Origin of the sequence: Chelativorans sp., from assembly GCF_031180965.1 — a bacterium.
Classification (GTDB): Bacteria; Pseudomonadota; Alphaproteobacteria; order Rhizobiales; family Rhizobiaceae; genus Chelativorans.
Genome location: NZ_JAPSLH010000005.1, coordinates 181326 through 203323 on the forward strand (window position 1 = coordinate 181326; position 21998 = coordinate 203323).

Annotated in this window: 21 protein-coding genes; 9 read left to right on the forward strand and 12 right to left on the reverse strand. The window is 66.3% G+C overall.

Annotation, left to right across the window (positions count from 1 at the left end; all coding sequences use genetic code 11):
• Positions 1-69 precede the first annotated feature (69 nt).
• Positions 70-1269, forward strand: a complete 1200-nt coding sequence (locus RIN79_RS05980) for an MFS transporter (RefSeq protein WP_309083715.1) — start codon at positions 70-72, stop codon at positions 1267-1269.
• Positions 1270-1317: 48 nt separating this feature from the next.
• Here the strand turns inward: RIN79_RS05980 and RIN79_RS05985 are convergent, their stop codons facing one another.
• From RIN79_RS05985 to RIN79_RS06005, 5 genes are read right to left on the reverse strand one after another with little or no spacing between them, the layout of a single operon-like run.
• Complete coding sequence (locus RIN79_RS05985) at positions 1318-2430, reverse strand: ABC transporter permease (RefSeq protein WP_309083716.1); 1113 nt, start codon at positions 2428-2430, stop codon at positions 1318-1320.
• The gene (locus tag RIN79_RS05990; RefSeq protein WP_309083717.1) at positions 2431-3591 is read right to left on the reverse strand and encodes an ABC transporter permease; all 1161 of its coding nucleotides are present in this window, start codon (positions 3589-3591) and stop codon (positions 2431-2433) included. It abuts the gene before it with no gap.
• A complete protein-coding gene (locus RIN79_RS05995) occupies positions 3588-5318 on the reverse strand; it encodes an ATP-binding cassette domain-containing protein (protein WP_309083718.1) in 1731 nt (576 codons plus the stop codon). The genes RIN79_RS05990 and RIN79_RS05995 overlap by 4 nt, the downstream gene beginning before the upstream one ends.
• Before the next feature lie 11 nt (positions 5319-5329).
• Positions 5330-6361 carry a secretion protein HlyD gene (hlyD, locus tag RIN79_RS06000; protein ID WP_309083719.1) on the reverse strand — a complete coding sequence of 344 codons (1032 nt, stop codon included), beginning with the start codon at positions 6359-6361 and terminating at the stop codon, positions 5330-5332.
• Positions 6358-7059 carry a CerR family C-terminal domain-containing protein gene (locus tag RIN79_RS06005; RefSeq protein ID WP_309083720.1) on the reverse strand — a complete coding sequence of 234 codons (702 nt, stop codon included), beginning with the start codon at positions 7057-7059 and terminating at the stop codon, positions 6358-6360. Before RIN79_RS06005 ends, hlyD begins: the two co-directional genes overlap by 4 nt.
• Positions 7060-7198: 139 nt before the next feature.
• On the opposite strand from RIN79_RS06005, the gene RIN79_RS06010 reads away from it, so the two are divergent.
• Positions 7199-8449 carry an FAD-dependent monooxygenase gene (locus RIN79_RS06010; protein WP_309083721.1) on the forward strand — a complete coding sequence of 417 codons (1251 nt, stop codon included), beginning with the start codon at positions 7199-7201 and terminating at the stop codon, positions 8447-8449.
• Between the two features lie 120 nt (positions 8450-8569).
• Here RIN79_RS06010 and RIN79_RS06015 read toward each other — a convergent pair whose 3' ends face one another.
• Together RIN79_RS06015 and RIN79_RS06020 are read right to left on the reverse strand one after the other, a co-directional pair.
• Complete coding sequence (locus RIN79_RS06015; RefSeq protein WP_309083722.1) at positions 8570-9277, reverse strand: DUF1236 domain-containing protein; 708 nt, start codon at positions 9275-9277, stop codon at positions 8570-8572.
• Positions 9278-9349: 72 nt separating this feature from the next.
• Positions 9350-9655 carry a DUF1236 domain-containing protein gene (locus tag RIN79_RS06020; RefSeq protein ID WP_309083723.1) on the reverse strand — a complete coding sequence of 102 codons (306 nt, stop codon included), beginning with the start codon at positions 9653-9655 and terminating at the stop codon, positions 9350-9352.
• Positions 9656-10376: 721 nt separating this feature from the next.
• Between RIN79_RS06020 and RIN79_RS06025 the strand changes: the two genes are divergently transcribed.
• Together RIN79_RS06025 and RIN79_RS06030 are read left to right on the forward strand one after the other, a co-directional pair.
• Positions 10377-10550, forward strand: coding sequence for a hypothetical protein (locus RIN79_RS06025; RefSeq protein WP_309083724.1), 174 nt, complete (start codon positions 10377-10379; stop codon positions 10548-10550).
• On the forward strand, positions 10547-10771 hold the full coding sequence (locus tag RIN79_RS06030) for a hypothetical protein (RefSeq protein ID WP_309083725.1): 225 nt from the start codon (positions 10547-10549) through the stop codon (positions 10769-10771). The genes RIN79_RS06025 and RIN79_RS06030 overlap by 4 nt, the downstream gene beginning before the upstream one ends.
• A gap of 32 nt (positions 10772-10803) precedes the next feature.
• On the opposite strand, the gene RIN79_RS06035 is transcribed toward RIN79_RS06030, so the two are convergent.
• The gene (locus RIN79_RS06035; protein WP_309083767.1) at positions 10804-11451 is read right to left on the reverse strand and encodes a response regulator transcription factor; all 648 of its coding nucleotides are present in this window, start codon (positions 11449-11451) and stop codon (positions 10804-10806) included.
• Complete coding sequence (locus RIN79_RS06040) at positions 11448-12851, reverse strand: sensor histidine kinase (protein ID WP_309083768.1); 1404 nt, start codon at positions 12849-12851, stop codon at positions 11448-11450. The genes RIN79_RS06035 and RIN79_RS06040 overlap by 4 nt, the downstream gene beginning before the upstream one ends.
• A gap of 238 nt (positions 12852-13089) precedes the next feature.
• Here RIN79_RS06040 and RIN79_RS06045 point away from each other — a divergent pair, with 238 nt between their 5' ends.
• The 5 genes from RIN79_RS06045 to RIN79_RS06065 all read left to right on the forward strand — a co-directional run bounded on the left by RIN79_RS06045 (position 13090) and on the right by RIN79_RS06065 (position 18715).
• Positions 13090-13779, forward strand: coding sequence for a PIG-L deacetylase family protein (locus tag RIN79_RS06045; protein WP_309083726.1), 690 nt, complete (start codon positions 13090-13092; stop codon positions 13777-13779).
• A gap of 109 nt (positions 13780-13888) precedes the next feature.
• Positions 13889-14941 (forward strand): zinc-binding dehydrogenase, encoded by a 1053-nt coding sequence (locus tag RIN79_RS06050; protein ID WP_309083727.1) that lies wholly within the window; start codon positions 13889-13891, stop codon positions 14939-14941.
• On the forward strand, positions 14938-15915 hold the full coding sequence (locus RIN79_RS06055; RefSeq protein WP_309083728.1) for a Gfo/Idh/MocA family oxidoreductase: 978 nt from the start codon (positions 14938-14940) through the stop codon (positions 15913-15915). Before RIN79_RS06050 ends, RIN79_RS06055 begins: the two co-directional genes overlap by 4 nt.
• Positions 15912-17834 carry an alpha-galactosidase gene (locus RIN79_RS06060; protein ID WP_309083729.1) on the forward strand — a complete coding sequence of 641 codons (1923 nt, stop codon included), beginning with the start codon at positions 15912-15914 and terminating at the stop codon, positions 17832-17834. The genes RIN79_RS06055 and RIN79_RS06060 overlap by 4 nt, the downstream gene beginning before the upstream one ends.
• Positions 17831-18715, forward strand: coding sequence for a DMT family transporter (locus RIN79_RS06065; RefSeq protein ID WP_309083730.1), 885 nt, complete (start codon positions 17831-17833; stop codon positions 18713-18715). The genes RIN79_RS06060 and RIN79_RS06065 overlap by 4 nt, the downstream gene beginning before the upstream one ends.
• Here RIN79_RS06065 and RIN79_RS06070 read toward each other — a convergent pair.
• The 3 genes from RIN79_RS06070 to RIN79_RS06080 are packed head-to-tail and all read right to left on the reverse strand — an operon-like array spanning position 18712 to position 21995.
• Positions 18712-19995, reverse strand: coding sequence for a trehalase family glycosidase (locus RIN79_RS06070; protein WP_309083731.1), 1284 nt, complete (start codon positions 19993-19995; stop codon positions 18712-18714). The genes RIN79_RS06065 and RIN79_RS06070 overlap by 4 nt on opposite strands.
• Positions 19996-20727 carry an SGNH/GDSL hydrolase family protein gene (locus RIN79_RS06075; RefSeq protein ID WP_309083732.1) on the reverse strand — a complete coding sequence of 244 codons (732 nt, stop codon included), beginning with the start codon at positions 20725-20727 and terminating at the stop codon, positions 19996-19998. It abuts the gene before it with no gap.
• On the reverse strand, positions 20724-21995 hold the full coding sequence (locus RIN79_RS06080; protein ID WP_309083733.1) for a hypothetical protein: 1272 nt from the start codon (positions 21993-21995) through the stop codon (positions 20724-20726). The genes RIN79_RS06075 and RIN79_RS06080 overlap by 4 nt, the downstream gene beginning before the upstream one ends.
• Between the last annotated feature and the right edge of the window lie 3 nt (positions 21996-21998).

Consider the following 21998-nt stretch of genomic DNA (forward strand, 5'->3'; position numbering starts at 1 on the left):
ATATGGCATGGATCGTCCGGAATTTCCACCCATCTGCAGAGCACCATTTCAGATCAGAGGATCCTGCAGATGCACGAAGCAACTATTGCGGAAAGGGGTGAGGCCGGCACTCTGCCGGCTTGGGGGGCGGTCGTTTCGATGAGCCTCGGCGTGTTCGGGCTGGTGGGGGCGGAGTTCCTGCCGGCTAGCCTGCTCACCCCCATGGCTGCCGAACTCGGGGTGACGGAGGGCATGGCCGGACAGGCGGTGACCGCGACGGCGGCGGTGGCGCTTGTCACCAGCCTCTTGATCGTAGCGGCGACGCGGCGCATCGACCGGCGCTATGTTCTGGTGGGCTTTTCCCTCCTGCTCATCCTGTCGAACCTTCTCGTGGCGATGGCGCCCAACCTGCCGCTTCTGCTGGCCGGGCGGATCCTGCTCGGCATAGCGCTCGGCGGATTCTGGACCATGTCGGCGGCGACGATCATGCGACTCGTGCCGGAACGTGACGTGCCGAAGGCGCTTTCGATCCTGTTCTCCGGCGTGTCCGCTGCGACCATCTTCGCCGCGCCGATGGGCAGCTATCTGGGGGACATTGCCGGATGGCGGATGGTCTTCGTGGCGGCGGCCGGGCTCGGCGTGCTGGCGCTCGCCACGCAACTGGCCACGCTTCCGAGCCTGCCGCCGCGCGGGCAGTCCCGGTTCGGCACGCTGCTCGAAGTTCTGTCGCGCAAGGTGGTCGGCATAGCGATGGCCGCGATCCTGCTGGTGTTCACCGGCCATTTCGCCTTCTTCACCTATATCCGGCCCTTCCTGGAGACGGTGACGGGCGTCGGCGTGGCGGGGATCTCCGGCATTCTTTTCGCCTTCGGCGTTGCCAATTTCCTCGGCAATTACCTTGGTGCGTTCCTGCTGCAGCACTCGATGCGGCTGACGCTGGCCCTGATGCCGCTCGTCATGGGCACGCTGGCGATCGCGCTGGCGAGTTTCGGCGGCGATCTGATGGCGGATGCCGCGATGGTGGCGCTGTGGGGTCTTGCCTTCGGCGCCGTGCCGGTCGCCTGGTCCACCTGGATCACCCGCGCCGTGCCGGACGAGGCTGAAAGCGCGGGCGGCCTCTTCGTCGCGGCCATCAACTTCGCCATTGCCACTGGCGCGGCCGTCGGCGGCCTGCTCTTCGACTTCAGCGGTATCGCCTCGGTCTTCGTGGCCAGCGGCGCCGTACTCATCGTAGCAGCCTTCACCATCGTGGCCGGAGTGCAGACCCGCCTCGTGCCGAAGCCGGCCTGAGGCTGAATCACCCGAAGGGGCCGCGCGGCTGCTTGGGCGGCGCGGCCCCTATTCCATTCGGCGCCGGAACAGCCATGCCGCCGCGCCCAGCGTGACGAGGGCGATGACCGCGAGCGGCACGGTGTTGCGCGCGATCTCGTGGAAGGGCAGATCCTTCAGGAAGACGCCCTTCACGACCGCCAGGAAGTAGCGCAGCGGGTTGGCCAGCGTGACCGGCTGCAGCCAACCCGGCATGTTCTCGATGGGCGTGGCGAAGCCGGAAAGGAGCATCGCCGGGACCATGAAGAGAAAGGCGCCGAGGATGGCCTGCTGCTGCGTCATGGAAAGCGCCGAGATGAATAGCCCCACCCCGACCACCGACAGGAGATAGAAGACGCCGCTGCCGTAGAGCATCAGGAGCGAGCCCCTGAGCGGCACGCCGAAGACGAAGACGGCGGCCAGGATATAGACGGTGAGGTGGAAGGCGCCGATGAGCATCGGCGGGATGATCTTGCCGATGAGGATCTCGTGGGTCCTGAGCGGTGAGACCATCAGCTGGTCGAAGGTGCCGAGTTCCCGTTCGCGCGCGATGGAAAGCGCGGTCACGACCAAGCCGATCAGCAGGGCGACCGCCGCAACCAGGTTGGGCACCATGAACCACTGGAAGATGAGGTTGGGGTTGAACCAGTTGCGCGGGACGACGGCGATCGACCGCGCGGGAGCGCGGCGCTGGGCCGAAAGCTCGGCGGCAAGGGCGTTCACGATCTGGTTGAGGTAGCCAGCGACGATCTGCGCCGCGTTGGAGCGCCGCCCGTCGAGGATGATCTGGACATCCGCCGGCCTGCCCGCCGCGATATCGCGGGAGAAGGTGGGGCCGATATGCACGGCGGCGATTGCCTGCTGCCGGTCTATCCTCGCGCGCAGGGCATCGAGGCTTTCAGCGCTGCTGATGCTGCGGAAGGTCGGAGCGCCGTCGATCCGCTGGACCAGCTCCTGGCTCCACTTGCCCGCGTCCCGGTCGAGCACCAGTATGTCGACATTCTTCACCTCCAGCGTCGCCGCATAGGAGAAGACGAGAAGCTGCACGACGGGCGGGCCGATGAGGATCAGCCGCCCGCGCGGGTCGCGCAGGATCGCCAGAAGCTCCTTGACGATCAGCGCCTTGAGCCGCGTGTGCCACATTCAGGCGATCCTCTTGCGGGTGTTGCGCGCGGCGGCCACGAACATCAGCGCGCCGATGAAGAGCATCACAGCGATGGCGCGCAGGAACATCGGCCAGATGTCGCCGGCAAGGAACACGCTCTGCAGGCTGGGAATGAGGTAGCGCGCCGGCACGACGGCCGTGATCATCTGGATGATCCAGGGCATCGAGTTGATCTCGAACAGGAAGCCCGAGAGGAGGAAGGCCGGCAGGAAGGCGGAAAGCAGCGCGAGCTGGGAAGCGAGGAACTGGTTCTTGGTCGCCGCGGAGATGAGGAGCCCTTGGCCGAGGGCGGGCATGAGGAAACTCGCCGACAGCGCACAGAGCGCGAGGACGGAGCCGCGGAACGGCACGCCGAAGACGAAGACCGCGACCAGCACGCAGAGCGTCATGGAAGCAAGGCCGAGCAGGAAATAGGGCAGGATCTTGCCCGCGAGCAGCTCGGCGGCGGTGACGGGCGTTGCCATCATCGCTTCCATCGTGCCGCGCTCCCACTCGCGCGCCACGACCAGCGAAGTGAGCAGGGTGCCCACAAGGGTCATCACGATCGCGATTGAGCCGGGGACGAGGAAATTGCGGCTCGCAAGCTCGGGATTGAACCAGAAGCGCTGCTCCACCACGATGGCAGGGGCAGGCATGACGATCTCCGCGGCTCTGAGCGCCATCCACGTGCCGACCACGCCCTGCGCGTAGTTCTGCACGAAGCTGGCGGTGTTCGGGTCGGAGCCGTCGACGATCACCTGGAGTTCGGGCGATCCTCCACCCGCGCCTTCCTGGACGAAATTGGCGGGGATGACGAGGATGCCGCGCACACGGCCGAGGACGAGATCCTCCTCGAACTCGCGCCGGTCGCGGCCCACCGCCACCTCGAAATAGCGCGAGGCCTGGAAGCTGGCGGCAAGGTCCTGGGCAATCGGCGTGGAATCCTCGATAGCGAGGCCGACGCGCGTACGGCTCGCATCCAACGACACGCCGTAGCCGAAGATGACGAGCAGGATCAGGGGCAGCACGAAGGCGATCAGGATGCTGCTCGGGTCGCGGATCACCTGATAGCTTTCCTTGCGCACGAGCGCCGCGAAACGCCGCGCGCTGCCGGTGGGCGCGGCCTCCGGCCCTGGCGCGGCGGGGGAGAGCAGGTTCATGCGGCCTCCGCGGCTTCCGAGTTCTTCACGAGCGCGATGAAGGCGTCCTCCATCGTCGGGTCCGGAGTTCCAGGGCCTGCCACGCTTGCCTTCAACTCGTCCGGCGAGCCGAGGGCGATGGACCGGCCGCGATAGATGAGCGATATGCGGTCGCAATATTCGGCCTCGTCCATGAAATGGGTCGTGACGAGTACGGTCACGCCCTTTTCCACGAGGCCGTTTATATGCGTCCAGAATTCGCGCCTGGTGATCGGGTCCACGCCCGAGGTGGGCTCATCGAGGAACAGCGCTTCGGGCTCGTGGAGCACGGCGCAGGCAAGCGCCAGCCGCTGCTTCAGGCCGAGCGGCAAGTCCCTCGCCGACATGCCAAGAAGGGGACCGAACTCGAAAATCTCCGTCATGAGCGCGATGCGCTCGCGCCGGTGAGGACCGCTAAGGCCATAGACGCCGGCGAAGAAGGCAAGGTTCTGGGCCACGCTGAGGTCGCCGTACAGCGAGAACTTCTGCGCCATATAGCCGAGCCGGTTGCGCGCCGCGGCCGTATCGCGGCGAAGGTCAAATCCGGCCATCCGGCCTTCGCCCTCCGTCGGCTTCAAAAGGCCGCAGAGCATCTTGAACGTGGTCGACTTGCCCGCGCCGTTGGGACCAAGCAGGCCGAAGATCTGGCCGCGCGGAATGGCGAAGGTGATGTCGCGCGCCGCAACGAAGTCGCCGAAGCGCTTGGTCAGCCCTTTGGCCTCGATGACGGCATGGCTCTCGTCGGGAACGCGCAGCGCGGCCGCGTCGGCGAGCTTGGAGCGTCCGCCCGGGCCTCCGCCCAGCATGTCGACGAAGGCGTCCTCGAAGCGCGGCTCAGCCGGCTTGATCCTTGCGGCCGGGCCGGCCAGTTCCGCGGCATTCCAGTCCCGCCCTCCGGCCGCGCCGAGGACGAGGCGGATCGCCTCGCCCTGGATCACCCCGTCGAGCACGCCGGGATCGTCCAGCACCTTCCGCAGTATCGGCCGCCGCCGGCCCTCGATGCCCGTGAGCTTGAAGACCCGGCCCTCCACCCGCTCGGTGAGCTGCGGTGGCGTGCCGCTGAAGAGCAGTTTTCCCTGGTTGAGAAGGAGGATGCGGTCGCACGCTTCCGCCTCGTCGAGATAGGCGGTGGACCAGACGACGCCGATCCCCTCCCTGGTAAGGTCCCGCACCATGGTCCAGAGGTCGCGACGCGAGATCGGATCGACGCCCACGCCCGGCTCGTCGAGGAGCAGGAGGCGTGGCTTGCGCAGAAGCGCGCAGGCAAGGCCGAGTTTCTGCTTCATGCCGCCGGAGAGCTTTCCCGCCAGCCTGCCGGCAAAGCGCTTCAGGTCGGTGAAGGTCAGAAGCTCATCGAAGACGGCCGGACGTTCGGAAAGGGGCAGCCCGCGCAGATCGGCATAAAGATCGAGATTCTCGCGGACCGAGAGATCCTCGTAGAGGCCGAAGCGCTGCGGCATGTAGCCGATCGAGGCCTGGATGCGGGCCGCTTGCGTGCGCGTATTGAAGCCGAGCACCTCGATCGTGCCCCCGTCCGGCAGCATGAGGCCGGTCATGAGCCGGATCAGCGTCGTCTTGCCGGCGCCGTCCGGCCCGACCAGGCCGGTGATCTCACCGCCCTGAATCGAGCCGGACACCGCGTCGAGAGCTGGAGGTGCACTCCCGAAGCGCTTCGTCACCTGCGACATGCGGACGAATTCCTCGCCCATCGGGCCGCCCCTCAATCGACTGCCGAGGTCGCGGTGCCGGCATCTTCCGGAAGGCGCACCGAGACCGGCATGCCCTGGCGGAGCCCGGTATCCGGCTGCTCGACGACGACGCGAAGGCGATAGACGAGATCGGTCCTGAGCTCCGGCGTCTCGACCGATTTCGGCGTGAACTCGGCGACCGGCGAGACGAAGCCGACGCGGCCGCGGTAAGGCTTGTCCGGCGCCGTGTCGGTGATCACCTCGACGTCGAGGCCGGGGAAAACGCGCCCGAGATCCGGCTCCTCGACATAGGTCCGCACCCAGACAGGATCGTCCAGCGACAGCACATAGGCGGTGTCGCCTGGCGAGACGATCGCCCCCGGCTCGCGCACGCGCGAAAGAACCACCCCGTCGGCGGGCGCGTGAAGCACCGTGTCCTCGAGCGAAGTCCTGGCTCCAGCAAGGTTCGCCTCGGCCTCCTGGAGGCTGGCGCGCGCGGCGGCGATATCCTCCTTGCGCGAGCCCTCTTCGAGAAGGTGCAGGGCCTCCTGCGCCGACTCCACGCGCGCGGCCGCCATGTCGCGGGCCGCCTGCGCCTGGTCGAAGGCGGCCTCGGAGACGGCGCCGGTGGCGCGCAGGCGCCGTGCCCGCTCCAGCGCCTGCTCGGCATTCGTGCGATCGAAGCTGCGTTCGGCGAGGAGGGCGCGGGCCTGCGCGATTTCCGCCTCCCGCGGGCCTGCTTCGAGCTTGGCGAGATTGGCCTTCTGGCTGGCCACCTGCGCCTCCGCCGCCTCGAGGGCGTCCTGGTAGGGCTGCGCATCCAACCGGGCCATGTCCTGTCCGGCCTTCACGCGGTCGCCTTCGTCGACGAGCATCTCGGCGATTCGACCGCCGACACGGAAGCCGAGCTGGACCTGGCGGATGTCCACATTGCCGTAAAGGGTGAGGCGCGCATCGTCGGCGCGCGTCCAGCCGAGGCGCGCCGGAACATCGTACCACCAGGCCGCCGCAGCTCCGGCAGCGACGGCGAGAAGGGCGATCACGCGCGGCAGCTTGCGTTTCATGACACGTCCCGCGGATGAAGGAGCCCCACGAGTTCGGCGGCAAGGCTGCGGATCTCCACGGTCTCGCGATCGCCGAACTGCGGCCAGCCGAGATACGCCTGCGCGGCCGCCTGGGCCATTCGGAACACCATCAGGCTTCCAAGGAGCGCTATGGTCCTCAGCTTGACATGCTCCGAGCCCGCGGGCTCGGCAAGCAGAATGCCGACGAGCCGGGTGGCGACCTCGAGGGTCGGCTGCATGACGCCGCCATAGACCCGCTGGAAGGCTTCGGTCGGCTCCATCTGCTCGCGGATAAGGAAGCGCGCCCACGGCGCCGATTGCGGGCTGACGAAGATTTCCGCCATCTTCTGCAGGATCTCGGTCAGGAGGGCGCGCGCCTCGGCGGCGTTGAGCTCGCTGCCCTCCCGTTCCGCCGCTTCCAGCCGGCCCCGCACCGTCTCGCGAAGCTCCGCCACATGCGACGAGATCATCCCGGCGATATGCTCGGCCGCGGCGATGTAGAGGCCTTCCTTGCCGCCGAAATAATAGGGAATGGCCTGCAGGTTGACGCCGGCCGTGTCCGCCAGGACGCGGGTGGTGGCGCCCTCGAAGCCATAGCGGCCGAACACATCGATGGCGACGGTGAGCAGCTTGTCGCGGGGGTCTCCCCGTTTTCCTTCACGGTTCTGCGGACCGCCTGCGCGCTTTTGCTGGGGCATTGTGCAGCCTATGCTTGTTGTTTCACCTGTTTTAATTTATACGAATGAATAAGTCAATCGAATGAATCCTGCTGGGTAAAGGATGCGGTTTCTCGGCGCGAAAATCGCCGAAGGGGATTTCTGCTTCACAGGAGCTGCCATGGAACGGAAGGACGTACTCATCTCAGGCGCAGGGATTGCCGGTCCCGTGCTCGCCCACTGGCTCCGCCGGCACGGCTACCGGCCGACGGTTGTCGAGCAGGCATCCGAACTGCGGATGGGCGGACATCCCGTCGACCTATGGGGCTCGGCGGTGGAAGTAATGGACCGGATGGGGGTGCTTCCGGCCTTGGATGCAGCGCGGACCCGAAACGATCGCGGTGTGACGGTGGCCCCCCGCCGGGCTCCGGTGGAGCTCGATCTGCGAGGCCTCTCGGCAGAGTTTTCCGACCGCCACGTGGAGATCATGCGGGGCGAACTGGTCTCAACGCTCTACCGGCGCACCCGGACGGATGCCGAATATGTTTTCGGCGACTCGATCGGGCAGATCGAGGAACAGAAGGACGGTGTCCGCGTGCGCTTCGACAGCGGAGAGGAGCGCGACTTCGCTCTTGTGATCGGCGCGGACGGGCAGCATTCCCGCGTCAGGCACCTCGTTTTCGGCGAGGAAGAGCTCTTCAGCCGCTATATGGGCGCATATGTCTGCGGCTACACGGTCGCCAACGATCTCGGTTTCGACCAGCGCATTTTCCGCTACGTCGTGCCCGAGCGGACCGTCGCCGTCTTTCCGATCAGGCAGAGCAATGAGCTGGGCGTTGCATTTCTCTTCCGCCGACCGGAACCGCTCGATCTTCACCACAAGGACATCGCGGGGCAGAAACGGGTGCTGCGCGAGACCTTCGCCAGGGACGGATGGCAGGTTCCGCAACTGCTGGGCCGTCTGGATTCGGCGCGGGATTTCTACTTCGAACCCCTCAGCCAGATCCATATGGGGACCTGGGGAAAGGGGCGCATCGCGCTTGTGGGCGATGCCGGATATTGCCCTGCGCCGGCCGTCGGCGGTGGCACCAGCCTCGCGGTGATCGGCGCCTATGTACTCGCCCGTGAACTGGCAGCCGCTGCCGGCGATCACGCGCTCGGCTTCAGGAATTATGAAGCAGCCATCCGCGAAACGGTTGAGGAGAGCCGAAAGATCGGCCCGGCGCTGCTGAACACCCTCGTCCCCGCTTCCTGGACGGAAATCCGGCTCGGTATGTTCCTTGCCCCGCTGCTGACCAGCCTGCCGCGATCCCTGCGGCGGTGGCTGCCACTCCTTCCCCGAAGAGCAGTACGGGCGATGCAGGCGATATCAAACACGCCGCTCGGAAGCGAGGATAGTTCGTCCAGGGCGGGGGCAGCTGCCGCCGGTTGAGGAGGCGCCGTCGGAGAGGTTCAGGCAAAAAGGCAGAGGGCGCCGAGTGGCGCCCTCTCTTTTGTCCGGTCCCGGGTACCGGGAGCGGGCCGCATGAAGACGGCCCGCCTGTCATCGCCGTCAGGCGACGATGATATAGACCACCTCGTGGGTGTCCGGCTCGACGATGATGATCCGACCGTCGGCGAGCACGAAGAACATGTAGCCTTCATAGGCCGGGACGAGTTCCACGATGCGCGGCGGAAGCGGACGCAGTTCGATCGTGTCCGGCACGTTCACGCCGATCTCGACCTCCACGTCGATGTCGACCGGCTCGACGTCGCTCTCCACGATGATGTTGCGGATCTCGGTCTTCTGCTCATCCGAGATGTTGATCGCGGCCGTGGTCTCGTTCGAGGGCTCCTGGGTGGAAGCTTCCTCTTCCTGCTTCATTTGGCCGGGAGCGGCCTCGGTCGCGCTTTCAACCTCGCCCGACTTCTGCATCTGGCCGGGGGCCGCCTCGCTGGCGCTTTCCGCCTCGCCGGACTGCGCCTTCTGTCCAGGCGCCTCGTCGCTGGCCGACTGCTCGCTCGGCTGGCCGGCGTCCGGGGTGGATTCAGCCTCTGCCTGTCCGGTATCCGCATCCTGTCTGGTGGTGCCGCCCGTGGAGTCCTGCGTCTGGGTATCCTGGGTGTCGGCAGAGCCTCCGGACTGGTCACCGCCCTGCTGCGGCAAGATTCTCTGCTGCGTGGGAGCAGTGCCGGAACCTTGGGCAAAGGCCGGTAGCGCGGTCATGGCAGCGCCGGACAGAAGTGCCGCCGCAAGGCCGCTGATCTTGAGAGCTTTCATTTCAGTTCTCCTTGCAAAATCACGAGTACCGCCCGCTCGCGCACTCCATAGGGCGCGCCGAGCAGCCGGCTATTATTCGATGACGTGTACGACCTTGCGGGTTTCCGGCTCGACCAGGACGGTGCGCCCGTCGACCACGACATAGCTGTACTTGATTTCGGGATTGTCGATCGTGTGGAGTTCGACGGTCTCCGGAAGGGTGGCGCCCACGGTGATCTCGACATCCGGCACTTCGACCGAAGCGACGGAATGCGTCTGCACGTATTCGCGGATGACGGTCTCCTGCTCCGGCGTCACGACAACTGTCTGGGCCGACGCAATGCCGAGGCCCGCGGCGAGGAAGAGCGCTGCAGCAGCGGTGGTAGAGCGCAGTTTCATTGGCAATCTCCTTGATTGAGGTTCAGACATTTCTGTGCTCCGCCTGAGCGGACACGTCGCCCCAGGAACGCGCTCCCCGATGCGCTGTTCCGCCCCTGGGCTTCGGTCGGAATCGGCAATCAGACCTTAGTCCCACAACGCTCTGACTGAGGTCCGAGCTGGTTTTGGCGATGGTCCGTTACCGGCATCTGCCGGGAACTCATCTCCCGGATCCCTGTTGCCGTCGCCAAAGGTTCAAGGAGGCTTCAATGGACAAGAGCGTATACCAGGCCCGATGGTTGCTCGGGCCGATGTTCGGACTGTTCCTCGGCGTCTTCATCCTCGGCATTGCTGCGGGCTAAACCCCCATTTCGGACAGTTCGAGCGTCACCGGCCGCTCACGTTCTTGCCGCGCAACACCCGTCCCTTCCTGCGCCGGCAGGCCCGCCGAGGATCACGACGATCTTCGGCGGGCATTTCGTTTTCAGGGATGGCAAGATGGAGACGAGGCAGTAAGGTCCGACACTTGGCCACACGGCCCTGCCTCGATTGGCGGATGAGGTGAGTAAAGGAGGGACGCGCTTGCTCTGCCGTCGCAAATTTCTCTTCGGCGCCGCCAGCCTTCCCGTGGCAGCAGTTTTCACCGCGATTCCGCTCAAGCTGACCTTCAACGGAGCGCTCCCTGTGCCGGCGCTCGAGGCCGCCCGCGCTCAGGGCAATAGCGGAGGCGGCAACGGCGGCAATGGCGGAGGCGGCAATGGTGGAGGCGGAGGCAATGGCGGCGGTGGGGGTAACAGCGGCGGTGGTGGTGGTAACGGCGGCGGCAATAGCGGCGGTGCCGGAAATAGCGGAAACGGGCCGGGAAACAGCGGCGGTGCTCCTGGCCGCGATGGCCGCGGCAATGCAGGCGGCGTGAACCGGGGAAATTCGCAGGGAAACGGCGAGCCCGTCGTCCGCTCCACCCGAGAGGGAACGGTCGTGATCCATGGCTCGACGATCGAGCTTCGCCACCGCAACGGGATGCGCGAGCGGGTGGGGCGCGGGCGCTATGTCATGACCGATGCCCAGGGCCGCACAATCATCAACCGAAGGGCGACGAGGTCCGACCTTGCGAGGCTGCGGCGCATCGCCGATTGATCCATCAAGCGTTCATCGGGCGCGGCGGGGAGTCACCGCTGTTCAAGGGCATCCCGCAGGGCCATGGCGGCTTCGGTGCGGTTGCTGACGCGCAGCTTGGAAAAAATGCGCGTCATATGGTGTTTCACGGTCTTTTCCTGCAGGTCGAGTTCCAGCGCCACGCGCTTGTTGCTGAGGCCTGCGGCCACCAGTCTCAATATCTCCTTCTCGCGCGCGGTCAGCTCTGAAATCGGGTCGGGGCTGGGCGAGGCGTTGCGCTGCGTAAGAGTGCCGAGTAGGCGGGCCGAGAGCGTCGGCGATACATAGCTTTCGCCTGCAGCAACGGTGCGCAGCACCTCGGCGAGGGTGCGTGACCCCACGCCCTTCAGGACATAGCCTTTCGCGCCGCTGCCCAAGGCCTTGGCGACGTCGTCGCTCGTCTCGGAGACGGTGAGCATGACGATCTTCTGGTCGGGGAAGACGTCCAGGATGGGACGGATCGCGTTGAGGCCGCCGCCCGGCATGGAGATGTCCATCAGCAGGATGTCCGGACGCTTCTCCTCGACAATGCGGAATGCGTCGTCACTGGTGCCGCCTTCGCCGACGATCTCGAACCCGCCGATCTCTGAAAGGCTGCGTGTCACGCCTTCCCTGAACAGCGGGTGATCGTCGACGACCGCGATTCTTATAGGCGCCATCAGGCGTGCTCCATCTCTTCCACATTCAGCGACATCCGCACCCGGGTGCCCCTTCCTGGGGCCGACTCGACGAAAAAGCGTCCGCCGAGGCTTTCCACGCGCTCGCGCAGGCCCGCAAGGCCGATGCTTTCGGGGCGGATCAGGTCGGGGTGGAAGCCCGGCCCGCCATCCGACACTTCGATGATGATACTGCCGTTCTCGCGGCTCTGCGTCACCGATTGCCTGATGCCGCCCCCGTGGCGGTAGCCGTTGTTGAGCGCTTCCTGGACGAAGCGGAAGATGCAGATCTTTGCCGCCGGCGACATGGAGCGCGGCGCGTTCGATGTCTTGAGCCGCACCTTGCTTCCCGTCCGCTGCTCATGTGCCTGGACGACCCGCGCCAGCATGTCCGGCAGGTCGGCGCCCTCGATATGCGGGAGAACCAATCCGTTGCAGATGTTGCGGATCTCGCGCATCGCCTCCTCCAGGCTGGACTTGATGGCGGAAAGCTCGGCCGAGAGCTTCTTGTTGGCGCTGGCCGCAAGGCTCAGCGCCTCGCTGTCGAGCCGCAGAGCGGCAAAGGCGACGAGCTGCGCCGGCCCGTCGTGAAGGTCTGCGCCGATGCGCCTCAGATAGCTCTCGTTGAGTGCCGCGGCGCGTTGCGAGGCCCGCTTGACGCGGGCATGCAGCGTCCGGTTCTGCGCGAGCAGGTCGGACAGTTCGCTCACCCGGTCTTTCAGCGCCTGCCGTTGGCGGTCGATGATCCGGCTCCCCCGCAGAACAATGAGCGACAGGGTGAGGAAGAAGCATGAGGTGATGAGCGCCACTGCCAGCCAGCTGCGGATGCGGGCCTGGTTGAGGCTGCGCTCGAAGTCGGTGGCGAGTTCGTAGAATTCCGAAACTGCCACCACTTCGCCCGACCATGGCTGCAGGATCGGGTTGTAGATTTCGAGCAGCGGCAGCCCGCTCCGGCCCTCCGCTTGGCTTTCCGGGTCCTCGGGGCGATCGAACTCGGCCACCATCTCGCCGGAGAAGGCGGCTTGGAGATTCTCGCTCGGCGCGAAGCGCTTGCCGACAAGATCCGGGTCGTCGGCGTAGAGGATTGTGCCGTCCCGGTGCCAGATGCGGAAGGAAATCAGCCTGTCGCCCAGCGCACCCTGGCCGAGTGTTTCGTCGAGTGCCCGCGCCACTGCGTCGTCCAGCGCCTCGGTCCTTCTCATGTCGGGCAGGAGCGGGGCTATGACGCTGTCCACATACAAGGCGGTGCTGGCGGCGGAATTCCGCGTCACCGCTTCCTCGATCAGCCGCGTGACCAGGGCGCCGACCAGCAGCATGGCGACGAGCGAGACGAAGCCGCCGGCCAGCAGGAACTGTCTGGCCAGGGATTGGGAAAACCAGCGCTCGACCAGGCTATTCAGACGCAGCTTCACGCGCTTCGCAGACCTCCTGGCGCGCCCGGACGAGTTGCCTATAGCGGAACAGCGGGCCGTCAACAGGCCACAACGTGCATGCGGGGCTTTGGTTCACCGCCGCGGACGCTGATCTGTGTGCGCGGATGGAACGCGATATGTGGTGGGCGGACCAAACCTGTCGTAGACTCGAGAAGGACGGAGCTCTTCCGCCTCCGAACGGCTAGAGGACATTCGCGAAAGGACGCTTCTGATGAGAATTCTCGCGGTGGGAGCGCACCCGGACGACATCGAGATCTTCATGTTCGGCACGCTTGCGGCCTTTTCCGCGCGCGGCGCCACGCTGCACTTTGCGATCGCGACCGACGGCGCGCTCGGCGGCCGGGGCGACCGCGCGGAACTGAGCCGGACGCGCAAGGCGGAGGCCGGCCGCGCGGCGGCGCTTCTCTCTGCGGATTTTGAGTTCCTGGACTTCCCCGATGGCGGCCTTTCAGCGGATGCAGAACTGATCGGCGTGCTGAAGGCGCATATCGGCCGCATCGGACCGGACCTGGTGCTCACCCACTGGCGCGATGACTATCACGGCGATCACCGGGCCCTCTCGGAGGCGGTGCGGATCGCAAGCTCCTTTGCCGCGCCTGTGCTTTATGCCGACACGATTGGCGGCGTCGGCTTCGCGCCGACGCACTATGTAGACATCTCCTCCCATTTCCCGCTCAAGCTCGACGCCATTCGCGCGCATGTCTCCCAGGATCCGGAACGCTTCGTTCAGCGTCTAACCGTGCATAACGGCTTCAGGGCGATGCAATGCAACGCGCCCGCCGGCTCCTATGCGGAAGCCTGGCGTTTCGAGCCGATTTATCCCTTCGCCGATATCAGGGACCTGCTGCCCCCGGCGCCACCTGTGCGTCCGGTCGGCGACAGGAGCCGGCCGCCGTCCTGACATTCGGCCCGGCACCGCGGGAAGCGCGATGATGTGGGCTGGCCGACTCGCTGCAAATCCGGTATTAAAACGTTTGCAGAACGCTCTTAAGCTGTGCGCGGAGGCTGAAGTGACTGATCTGGCCCTGGTGCTTACCGCAGCGCGCCAGCTCTCCTATGAGGAGATCGAGCAGGTGCCGCTAAGGTCCGGACAGGTTCGGCTGCGGACCTTGTTCTCCGGCATCAGCGCGGGAACCGAGCTCAGCCAGTATCGCGGCACCTCTCCCTATATGAACCGCCGCTGGGACGAGCAGAACCGGATGTTCCGCGAAAGCGCCGTGCCGAGCTGGACCTTCCCGGTGCGCAATCTGGGCTATGAGGAGGCGGGGGAGGTCGTCGAGGTGGCGTCCGATGTCACCCGTATCAAGCCGGGAGACCGGATCTTCGGCACCTGGGGGCATCGCAGCGCCCATGTGCTCAGCGAGGCGGAGGCCGCCGATCGTCTGCTGCCTGCCGATGCCGATCCGCGCATCGGAATCTTCTCGCATATCGGGGCGGTGGCGCTGAACGGCGTTCACGATGCCCGCATCCGGATGGGCGATCTCGTCGTCGTCTTCGGCCTCGGCGTGCCCGGCCAGATCGTGCTCCAGGCCGCCCGCGCTTCCGGTGCGACCGTGATCGGCGTCGATCCGGTGGCGAGCCGCAGGCTCATGGCCGAGCAGCTGGGCGCCGACCGCACGCTCGATCCCTCGGGGGGATCGGTGGCCGAGATCGTCAAGGGCGAGACAGGCGGCCGCGGCGCCGACATCTGCATCGAGGTCTCCGGCGTCCCCGCCGCCCTGGCGGAGGCGATGCGGACGGTCGCCTATGCGAGCCGCGTGGTCGCCATGGGCTTCTTCCAGGGCGAGACGCGCGGCCTGTTCCTCGGCGACGAGTTCCACCACAACCGCATCGAGGTGATCTCCAGCCAGATATCCGGGGTCGCGCCCGAGGCGAGCCACCGCTGGAGCAAATTGCGCCTGTGGCAGACGGCCGTGCGCCTGCAGCATGAGGGCCGCCTCAACCTCGTCCCGCTGATAACGGACATGGTGCCTTTTGCCGAGGCGCCGTCCCTGTTTACGCGGCTCGATGCGGGCGATCCCGGCATATTGCAATCCGTCCTGAGCTTCGGGGAGGAGGCATGAGCCTGCGCGTCGGCCTCCTCGGTCCGGGCGGGATCGGCGCCCGCCACGCGGCGGCGGTCGGCCAGCTCGGCGAGCGCATGACGCTGGTCGCCTGCTGCGGCCGCGACGAGGAGCGCACGCGGGCCTTCGCCTCAAGGTTCGGCATTGTTGCCTACACTGACTTCGGCCGCATGCTGGAGGAGGCCGATCTTGACCTCCTCATCGTGGCTCTGCCGCCCTTTGCGCACAGCGGCGAGGTGGAAATGGCCGCGCAGGCGGGCATCAATCTCCTCGTCGAAAAGCCGATCGCGCTCGACCTCGATCGTGCTCGATCCATGGTCGAGGCGGCAGGGAGCGTCGTTGCCGCCTGCGGCTTCATGTACCGGTTCGGAGAAGCCGTCACGCGATGGGACGCGCTTTCTGCAGCAGGAAGCACCGGTCCGGCCGGTCATTTCTCCGGCTCCTTCCACTGCAACGCGCTGCACGCGCCGTGGTGGCGCGAGCGCGCCAAATCCGGCGGCCAGATCGTTGAGCAGCTGATCCACATCGTCGATATGGCGCGCCATACGCTCGGCATGCCGCAAACTGTCTATGCCCGCGCCGAAAACCTCTTCCACCGGGCGGTGCCCGGCTATGACAGCCCCGATGTGAGCGCGATGATCCTCGGCTACGACAGTGGCGCCGTCGGCGTGCTTCATGCGTCCAACGCCGCCATCCCCGGACGCTGGAGCAAGCAGTGGCAGATCATCGCCGAACGGATGACCGGCATCTTCGCCGACTTCAATACGGCCGAGCTCGTCCACACGGCGGGCGAGGTGCAGAGCGAAATGGTCACCGGCGATGTCGATCCGTTCGTTGCCCAGCTCGCCGACCTTGCCGAGGCGATCGCCGAGCGCCGCAGCCAGCGCGTGCCATTGTCCGACGGGCTGGAGACCTTGAAGATCGTGCTGGCGGCACAGCGCTCGGCCGACGAACGCCGTGAGGTGAGCCTGTGACCGCCGCGTCCGCTGCGCCGGCTTTTGAGATCGGCGGCATTCTGCTTTCCGATCTCGCGCCTCTCGTCGATGGCTCCGTGCCTGGCCACAGTCTGACCCGCGTCTCGCCCTCCGCGATCGTCTGGACGCTTGAGGATGGTCGGTCTGTGTCCATGGAGATCGGAGCTGCCGGCAAGCATAGACGGTGGACCATGGTCCTGTCCGGCTTTGCCGGAGAGGCGCGGCTAGCCTCACTGGGCCTGCGCATCGGCCGGATCGGCAATGTCAGGCAGTATCTGCGCAACGGCTATATGAGCTGGGACGGCAGCTACTTCGTGGAGCCGGACAGCGCGCGTGAAGTCGCCCGCGCCGATGCAAGGCTCCTTTCCGGCCATGCGATGACGACCCTGTTGCCGCGCGCCGGAAGCGGCGCGACGGTCCTCGGCTTTCTGCGCCACGATCGCTACCAGAGCCGCCTGCGCTTCGATTTCGAGCAGGGGCCGCTGAGGCTCGACATCGAGACGCTGATCGATGGCGTGCCGCACACCGGCGAGGTCCGCGGCGAGACGATGGTGCTGTTTGCTGGGGAGGACGTCGAGGAAAGCCTGCGCCAATGGGCGCGGCTTGTCGCGGAAGCTTCGCCGCTTCCGCCGCGCGTGCCGCCGCGGCGTATTGCCGGCTGGTGCTCCTGGTACAACCTTTATGCTTCCCTCAGCGAGGACGTTCTGGCCGAGCATCTGGAGGCGTGCCGCCGCTTCCGCGACGAGAAGCAGGTTCCTTTCGAGATCTTCCAGATCGACGACGGCTTCACCCCAGAAATGGGCGACTGGCTGGAAACAAGGCCGAGCTTTCCCGGCGGGATGAAGCCGGTGATGGACAAGGCCCGGGAGGCCGGCTTCACCCCCGGCCTCTGGATCGCGCCCTTCATGGTCGGCAACCGCTCGAAGCTCTTCGCTGCACATCCCGACTGGGTGGTGCGCGATCGGGCGAGCGGCCAGCCTCTGGCGCCGATGAAATTTTATGGCGAGTTCCGCTGGCACAAGCGCAGCGAGGAATACTACGTCCTCGACATCACCCATCCCGAGGCGGAGGCCCATATCAGGAATGTCTTCCGCATCTGGGCGCGGGACTGGGGCTGCGGCTACTTCAAGACCGACTTCATGCATCTGGGGAGCATGTATGGGCCGGACGAGGCCGTGTGGCACCGGGACGGCCTTTCGCGCATGGACATCTGGATGAAGATGGCGCGGCTGATCCGCGAGGAGATCGGCGAAGCGCTGTGGCTGTGCTGCGGCGCGCCAATCTGGGCGCCGGTCGGGCTCGCCGACGCAATGCGCATCGGCCGCGACATCGGCGTGAGCTGGACCGGTCATTATTCGGCCGAGTCGCTTCTGCGCGACCAGACCGCCCGCAACTTCGCCAACGGGATCCTCTGGCAGGCCGATCCCGATTGCATTCTCCTGCGCGAGCGCTTCCATGATCTGAGCGATGAGCAGGTGCGATCGCTCGCCCTGTTCGCGGGCCTTGCCGGCGGCGTCCTGATGACGAGCGATCAACTCGACGAAGTACCCGAGCCGCGCCGGGCGCTGCTGGCCGAACTCGCCGGGAGCGGCGAGCCCTTCACCTGCGATTTCCTGCAGCTGGGGCAGCCCGGCCTGCGCTATAGGCTGGGAACGGGGCCGGACGGGCAGCCACTTGCGGTGGCGGAGGGCGACCCTGTGCTGCTGCAACGGGTGCGGCGGGCGGACGGCTCGGTCCTGCTCAATGTCTTCAACACCGGCGCGCTACCCGCCGAGCGGCTGGTGCCGTGGGAGCTCTTTGGCGGACAGGGCGAGATGAAGGTGTCCGAGGACGGAACGCCATGCCCGGCATCGGCAGCCGGCATCTTTGTGCGCCTCGCACCATATCAGTCCCGCCTGTTGCTGGCCGTCGCCGCATGAACGGCGTCACCCCCATGCAGGGCGCCCTGCTGGCCTTTGTCGCCTATGCCTCTCTTGCTTTCGGCGACGCTCTCATAAAGGGGATCGGCTCCAGGCTTTCTGTCTTCGAGATCGGCTTCTTTGCCGCCTGTTCCGGCACGCTGGCCATCCTCTTCATGCGCCCGGGAGGGGAGCGCTGGAGCGACTTCTTCCGCCTGCGCCATCCCTGGCTGGTGCAGGCGCGGTGCGCGACCGGCCTGGGGGCGGGGCTTCTTGGCGTCTATGCATTCACCACGATCCCCTTCGCGGAAGCCTATACGCTGATCTTCCTCGCGCCTTTCGTGGTGATCCTGCTTTCCATCCTCCTGCTCGGCGAGCGGGTCGGATGGGTCGGGTGGCTGGCCGTGGCGGCCGGCCTGCTGGGCGCTCTTCTCGTCATCCGGCCCGGCGTGAAGGCGCTCGAATGGGGGCACCTTGCCGCCTTCGGCGTGGCGATGCTGTCGGGCATGACCGTGATCATCCTGCGGCGGATCGCCGGCGCCGAGAGACGGATATCCCTGCTCGGAATGCCGTATTTCTACGCCGTCATCCTTTTCGGCCTTGCCATGATCCCCGATTTCCGGACGCCGAGCCCAGTGGAATTCGCCCTTATGGCCGGTGCGGGGCTGCTGTCGGCCTCGGGCCAGCTCGCGCTGCTCACGGCGGCAAAATACGCTCCCGCCAGCGTCGTCGGCCAGGCGCAATACAGCCAGCTCCTGTGGGCCGTGCTGATCGGCGCCGTCATCTATGCGGAATATCCCGACGCGCTCGCCATCGCGGGCCTTGCGGTCATCGCCGCGGCGGGCATTCTGAACGTCCTGCGCTCGCGCCGGATCGCGGCACCTCCCGCCGCCATCCGCTAGCTCTTCATCAGCCGCAGGAATTCCAGCACCATCGCCGCCGTCCAAGTGAAGCGGTGGCCGCCGCAGGGCTCGCCGGTCAGCGGATCATAATATTCGGCAAAGCCCGACTGAGAGATGAGCTCCAGGCTCGATTGCACAATGCGATCCGCAACGGCAGTCTCGCCCACCCTGCGCAGCCCGTCGGCGATCATGTAGTTGGTGACCAGCCAGGCCGGCCCGCGCCAATAGCGCTTCGCCTCGAAGCGCGGATCGGCCGGATCGTGCGAGGGCACGATGAACTTCGCCGCTGCCGCCTGCCTCTCGACGGTCAGGGCGATGGATCGCGCATGGTCCTCGGGCACCGCGGCAAAGACGGGAAGGATGCCGCCGATGGAAGCGCTGTCGATCAGGGCGCCGGTAACGCGATCCTTGCACAGATACTGCCCATGCGTGCCGCTCCACAACGCGTTCATTGCCGCCAGGCCCGCTTCCGCCCTGGCGCGGTTCTCGGCGGCGAGTCTTGCCTCGCCCAGGCTTTCGGCAAGATCGGCGAGATCGGCGCAGGAGCGGATCAGGATGGCGTTGAAGCCGGGATCGACGACCTGGAAGGGCGAGGCGTCGTGAAGCTTCGCATTGTCCCAGTTCAAGCCGCGGAAATGCTGCACCAGCCAGATATAGCGGTCATACTGCTCCTTGGTCGGACGGTGGGCAGGATCGGCATGTTGGGTATCGCGGCGGGTGTAGGGCTCGACCCCATCGGTGGGCACGCGCTCGAACGCCTGGTCCCAGTCGACGGAATTGTCGCGGCCGGATTCCCACGGGTGGAGGATGGCAACAAGCCCTTCGCCGCGTGGGTCGCGATGGGAATAGAACCATCTGTGCCACGCGTCGATCTTCGGCAGCAGCGCCTTGGCCCGCTTCTCAGCCATCTGCCTGTCGCGGGCCCGCTCGTAAAGGCGCCTAACGGCAAAGCCGGCGACCGGCGGCTGGGTGATGCCGGAGGTGGCGACGGGTCGGCCCGTCCCCCAGACATTCGGGCCCGGGAAATAGCCATCCGAATAGACGTGGAACACGATGTGGGGCACCATCCCGTCCGGCCACTGATGGTCGAAGAGCGTCTCGATCTCCGTCCACGCGCGCTGCTCGTCGAAATGGCTCTGGCCAAGCGCGGTGAGGCAGGAGTCCCAGTTCCACTGGAACGGATAGAGCCCTTTGGTCGGGATGGTGTAGCCACCCTGGTCGTTCTCCTTCAGAACCTCCACGGCGTGGTCGAAGATCTTGGATGGATCAAGCGCAATCATTCAGGCAGCACTCTGTTTCGCGTTGCGTGGGCCCTCGGCCCGATTTGATCGAGCCCCGTACCCGCCGAGCCGGGTGGCGTCTGCGAAGATCTCGGCGATCTTGGCATGGCCGGCATCGTTCGGGTGCACGTGGTCTTCGCTTAAGAGCAGGTCGCCGCCTTCCGCGCCCATCCGCTCGTTGACCGGCGCGTAGAACGTGCCGGCTTCGCGGGCGATCTGCTTCACCGTCTCCACATAGGCCTGGAACGCTTCGCGCGTCTGGCCGGTGAAGCCGGCAGTGCCGACATGAAAGCCGGCATCCGGGATATGCGGCGGGCTGCCGATGCAGATATCTTCAGGGCGATACCCGGCGGCGAACAGCCCGGCCAGCACTTCCTTGTAGTCGCGCACGAAGTTGGCATGGTGGAACGTCTCCGGCGCGCCGATATAGCGGGCGTCGTTGAAGCCGTAGAGAATCGCGATCACGTCAGCGCGGTCCGATCCGAGCAGATCGCGCTCGTATCGCGCGCGCCCGCTATTGGGCTTGGGCTTGCCGTCGGCCATGGGTGATTGCTGCATCACCGTGCCGGCAATGCCTTTGTTGGCGAGCCGGTCGACCCGGAGGAATGTGGCGAGCAGGTTGGCCCAGCGCTTCTCGGGCGCGCTGGCCGACATGCCTTCGGTGATCGAATCGCCGAAGGTCGCCAACGACCGCGCGCCGCGCTTGCGGACATGTTCCGCGAAACCGGTCATTGCTCCGGCTCCAGGAATTCCAGCACCATGGCTGCGGTCCAGCTGAAGCGCGTGCCTCCCAGCGGCGCCCCGTCATGCGGATCGTAATATTCGGCGAACCCGCTCTTCTCGATGAGGGACAGGCTGTCTGCGATGATGCGCCGTGCTAGCTCGCCCTCGCCGGCGCGTGCAAGGCCTTCGGAGATAAGATAGTTGCACACCAGCCAGACCGGTCCCCGCCAGTACCGCTTCATGTCGAAGCGGGGGTCGCGGGGATCATGGCTCGGCACCAGGTAGCGCACATGGCTGCCGATGGCGCGGATGGTTGCGGCAAGGGCAGCGGCGCGCTGCGGCGGTATCGGCGCGAAGAGGGGGATCAGCCCACCGATGGAGGGGCTGTCGACCGGTTCTCCCGAAACCCGGTCGCGGCACAGATACTGCTGTCGCGGCTCGCTCCAGAGCGTATCGAGCGCCCGCAGCCCGCGCTGCGCCCAGGCCTCGTTGCGCCGGGCGATCTCCCCTTCGCTCAGGGCTTCGGCAAGGGCGGCGGTCTCAAGACAGGAGCGGATGAGAATGGCGTTGAAGCCGGGATCGACGATGCGGAAGGGCGAGGCGTCATGCAGGCGGGTCGAGTCCCAGCCAAGTTCCCTGAAATGCTGGACGAGCCAGAGATAGCGGTCGTACTGCTCCTTGGTCGGGCGCGTCGCCGGATCAGCGTGCTTCGTGTCGTTGCGCTGGTAGGACGCGACGCCCTCCGTGGGGACGCGCGCAAAGCCCTCGTCCCAATCCACTGAATTGTCGCGCGATTCCCAGGGATGGATAATGGCCACCAGCCCTTCGCCCGCCGGGTCGCGCGTGCGGTAGAACCAGGCGTGCCACCGGTCGAGCCCGGCGAGGAGCACGCGCGCGCGCGCCTCTGCGCCCGGCAGTCCGCCGCTGCGCCGGAAGAGGCGGTTGACGGCGAAGCCGGCGATCGGCAGCTGCGTGATGCCTGAGGTGGGCACTCCCCGCCCCGTGGCCCAGACATCGGGACCGGGAAAGTAGGAGGGAGCCGCCTCGTGGAACACCATATGCGGCACCATCCCGTCGTCCCACTGGTGGGCGAAGAGCGTCTCGACCTCGGTCCATGCGCGGTCGAGGTCGTAATGGGACTGACCCAGGGCGGTGAAGCAGGAATCCCAGTTCCACTGAAAGGGATAAAGTCCTTTCGTGGGCACGGTGTAGGTGCCGCGGTCGTTCTCGCGCAGAACCTCGATTGCCGTCCGGGCGGTGGAGGATCGGTTGGCCATGGT

Excerpts from the sequence above, each read along its gene's own strand:
- RIN79_RS05985 (WP_309083716.1), bottom strand. The coding sequence starts at position 2,430 with ATGTGGCACACGCGGCTCAAGGCGCTGATCGTCAAGGAGCTTCTGGCG.
- RIN79_RS06020 (WP_309083723.1), bottom strand. The coding sequence starts at position 9,655 with ATGAAACTGCGCTCTACCACCGCTGCTGCAGCGCTCTTCCTCGCCGCG.
- hlyD (WP_309083719.1), bottom strand. The coding sequence starts at position 6,361 with ATGAAACGCAAGCTGCCGCGCGTGATCGCCCTTCTCGCCGTCGCTGCC.
- RIN79_RS06080 (WP_309083733.1), bottom strand. The coding sequence starts at position 21,995 with ATGGCCAACCGATCCTCCACCGCCCGGACGGCAATCGAGGTTCTGCGC.
- RIN79_RS06075 (WP_309083732.1), bottom strand. The coding sequence starts at position 20,727 with ATGACCGGTTTCGCGGAACATGTCCGCAAGCGCGGCGCGCGGTCGTTG.
- RIN79_RS06025 (WP_309083724.1), top strand. The coding sequence starts at position 10,377 with ATGGCGGAGGCGGCAATGGTGGAGGCGGAGGCAATGGCGGCGGTGGGG.
- RIN79_RS06045 (WP_309083726.1), top strand. The coding sequence starts at position 13,090 with ATGAGAATTCTCGCGGTGGGAGCGCACCCGGACGACATCGAGATCTTC.
- RIN79_RS06010 (WP_309083721.1), top strand. The coding sequence starts at position 7,199 with ATGGAACGGAAGGACGTACTCATCTCAGGCGCAGGGATTGCCGGTCCC.
- RIN79_RS06055 (WP_309083728.1), top strand. The coding sequence starts at position 14,938 with ATGAGCCTGCGCGTCGGCCTCCTCGGTCCGGGCGGGATCGGCGCCCGC.
- RIN79_RS06070 (WP_309083731.1), bottom strand. The coding sequence starts at position 19,995 with ATGATTGCGCTTGATCCATCCAAGATCTTCGACCACGCCGTGGAGGTT.
- RIN79_RS05980 (WP_309083715.1), top strand. The coding sequence starts at position 70 with ATGCACGAAGCAACTATTGCGGAAAGGGGTGAGGCCGGCACTCTGCCG.
- RIN79_RS06065 (WP_309083730.1), top strand. The coding sequence starts at position 17,831 with ATGAACGGCGTCACCCCCATGCAGGGCGCCCTGCTGGCCTTTGTCGCC.
- RIN79_RS06005 (WP_309083720.1), bottom strand. The coding sequence starts at position 7,059 with ATGCCCCAGCAAAAGCGCGCAGGCGGTCCGCAGAACCGTGAAGGAAAA.
- RIN79_RS06015 (WP_309083722.1), bottom strand. The coding sequence starts at position 9,277 with ATGAAAGCTCTCAAGATCAGCGGCCTTGCGGCGGCACTTCTGTCCGGC.
- RIN79_RS05990 (WP_309083717.1), bottom strand. The coding sequence starts at position 3,591 with ATGAACCTGCTCTCCCCCGCCGCGCCAGGGCCGGAGGCCGCGCCCACC.
- RIN79_RS05995 (WP_309083718.1), bottom strand. The coding sequence starts at position 5,318 with ATGGGCGAGGAATTCGTCCGCATGTCGCAGGTGACGAAGCGCTTCGGG.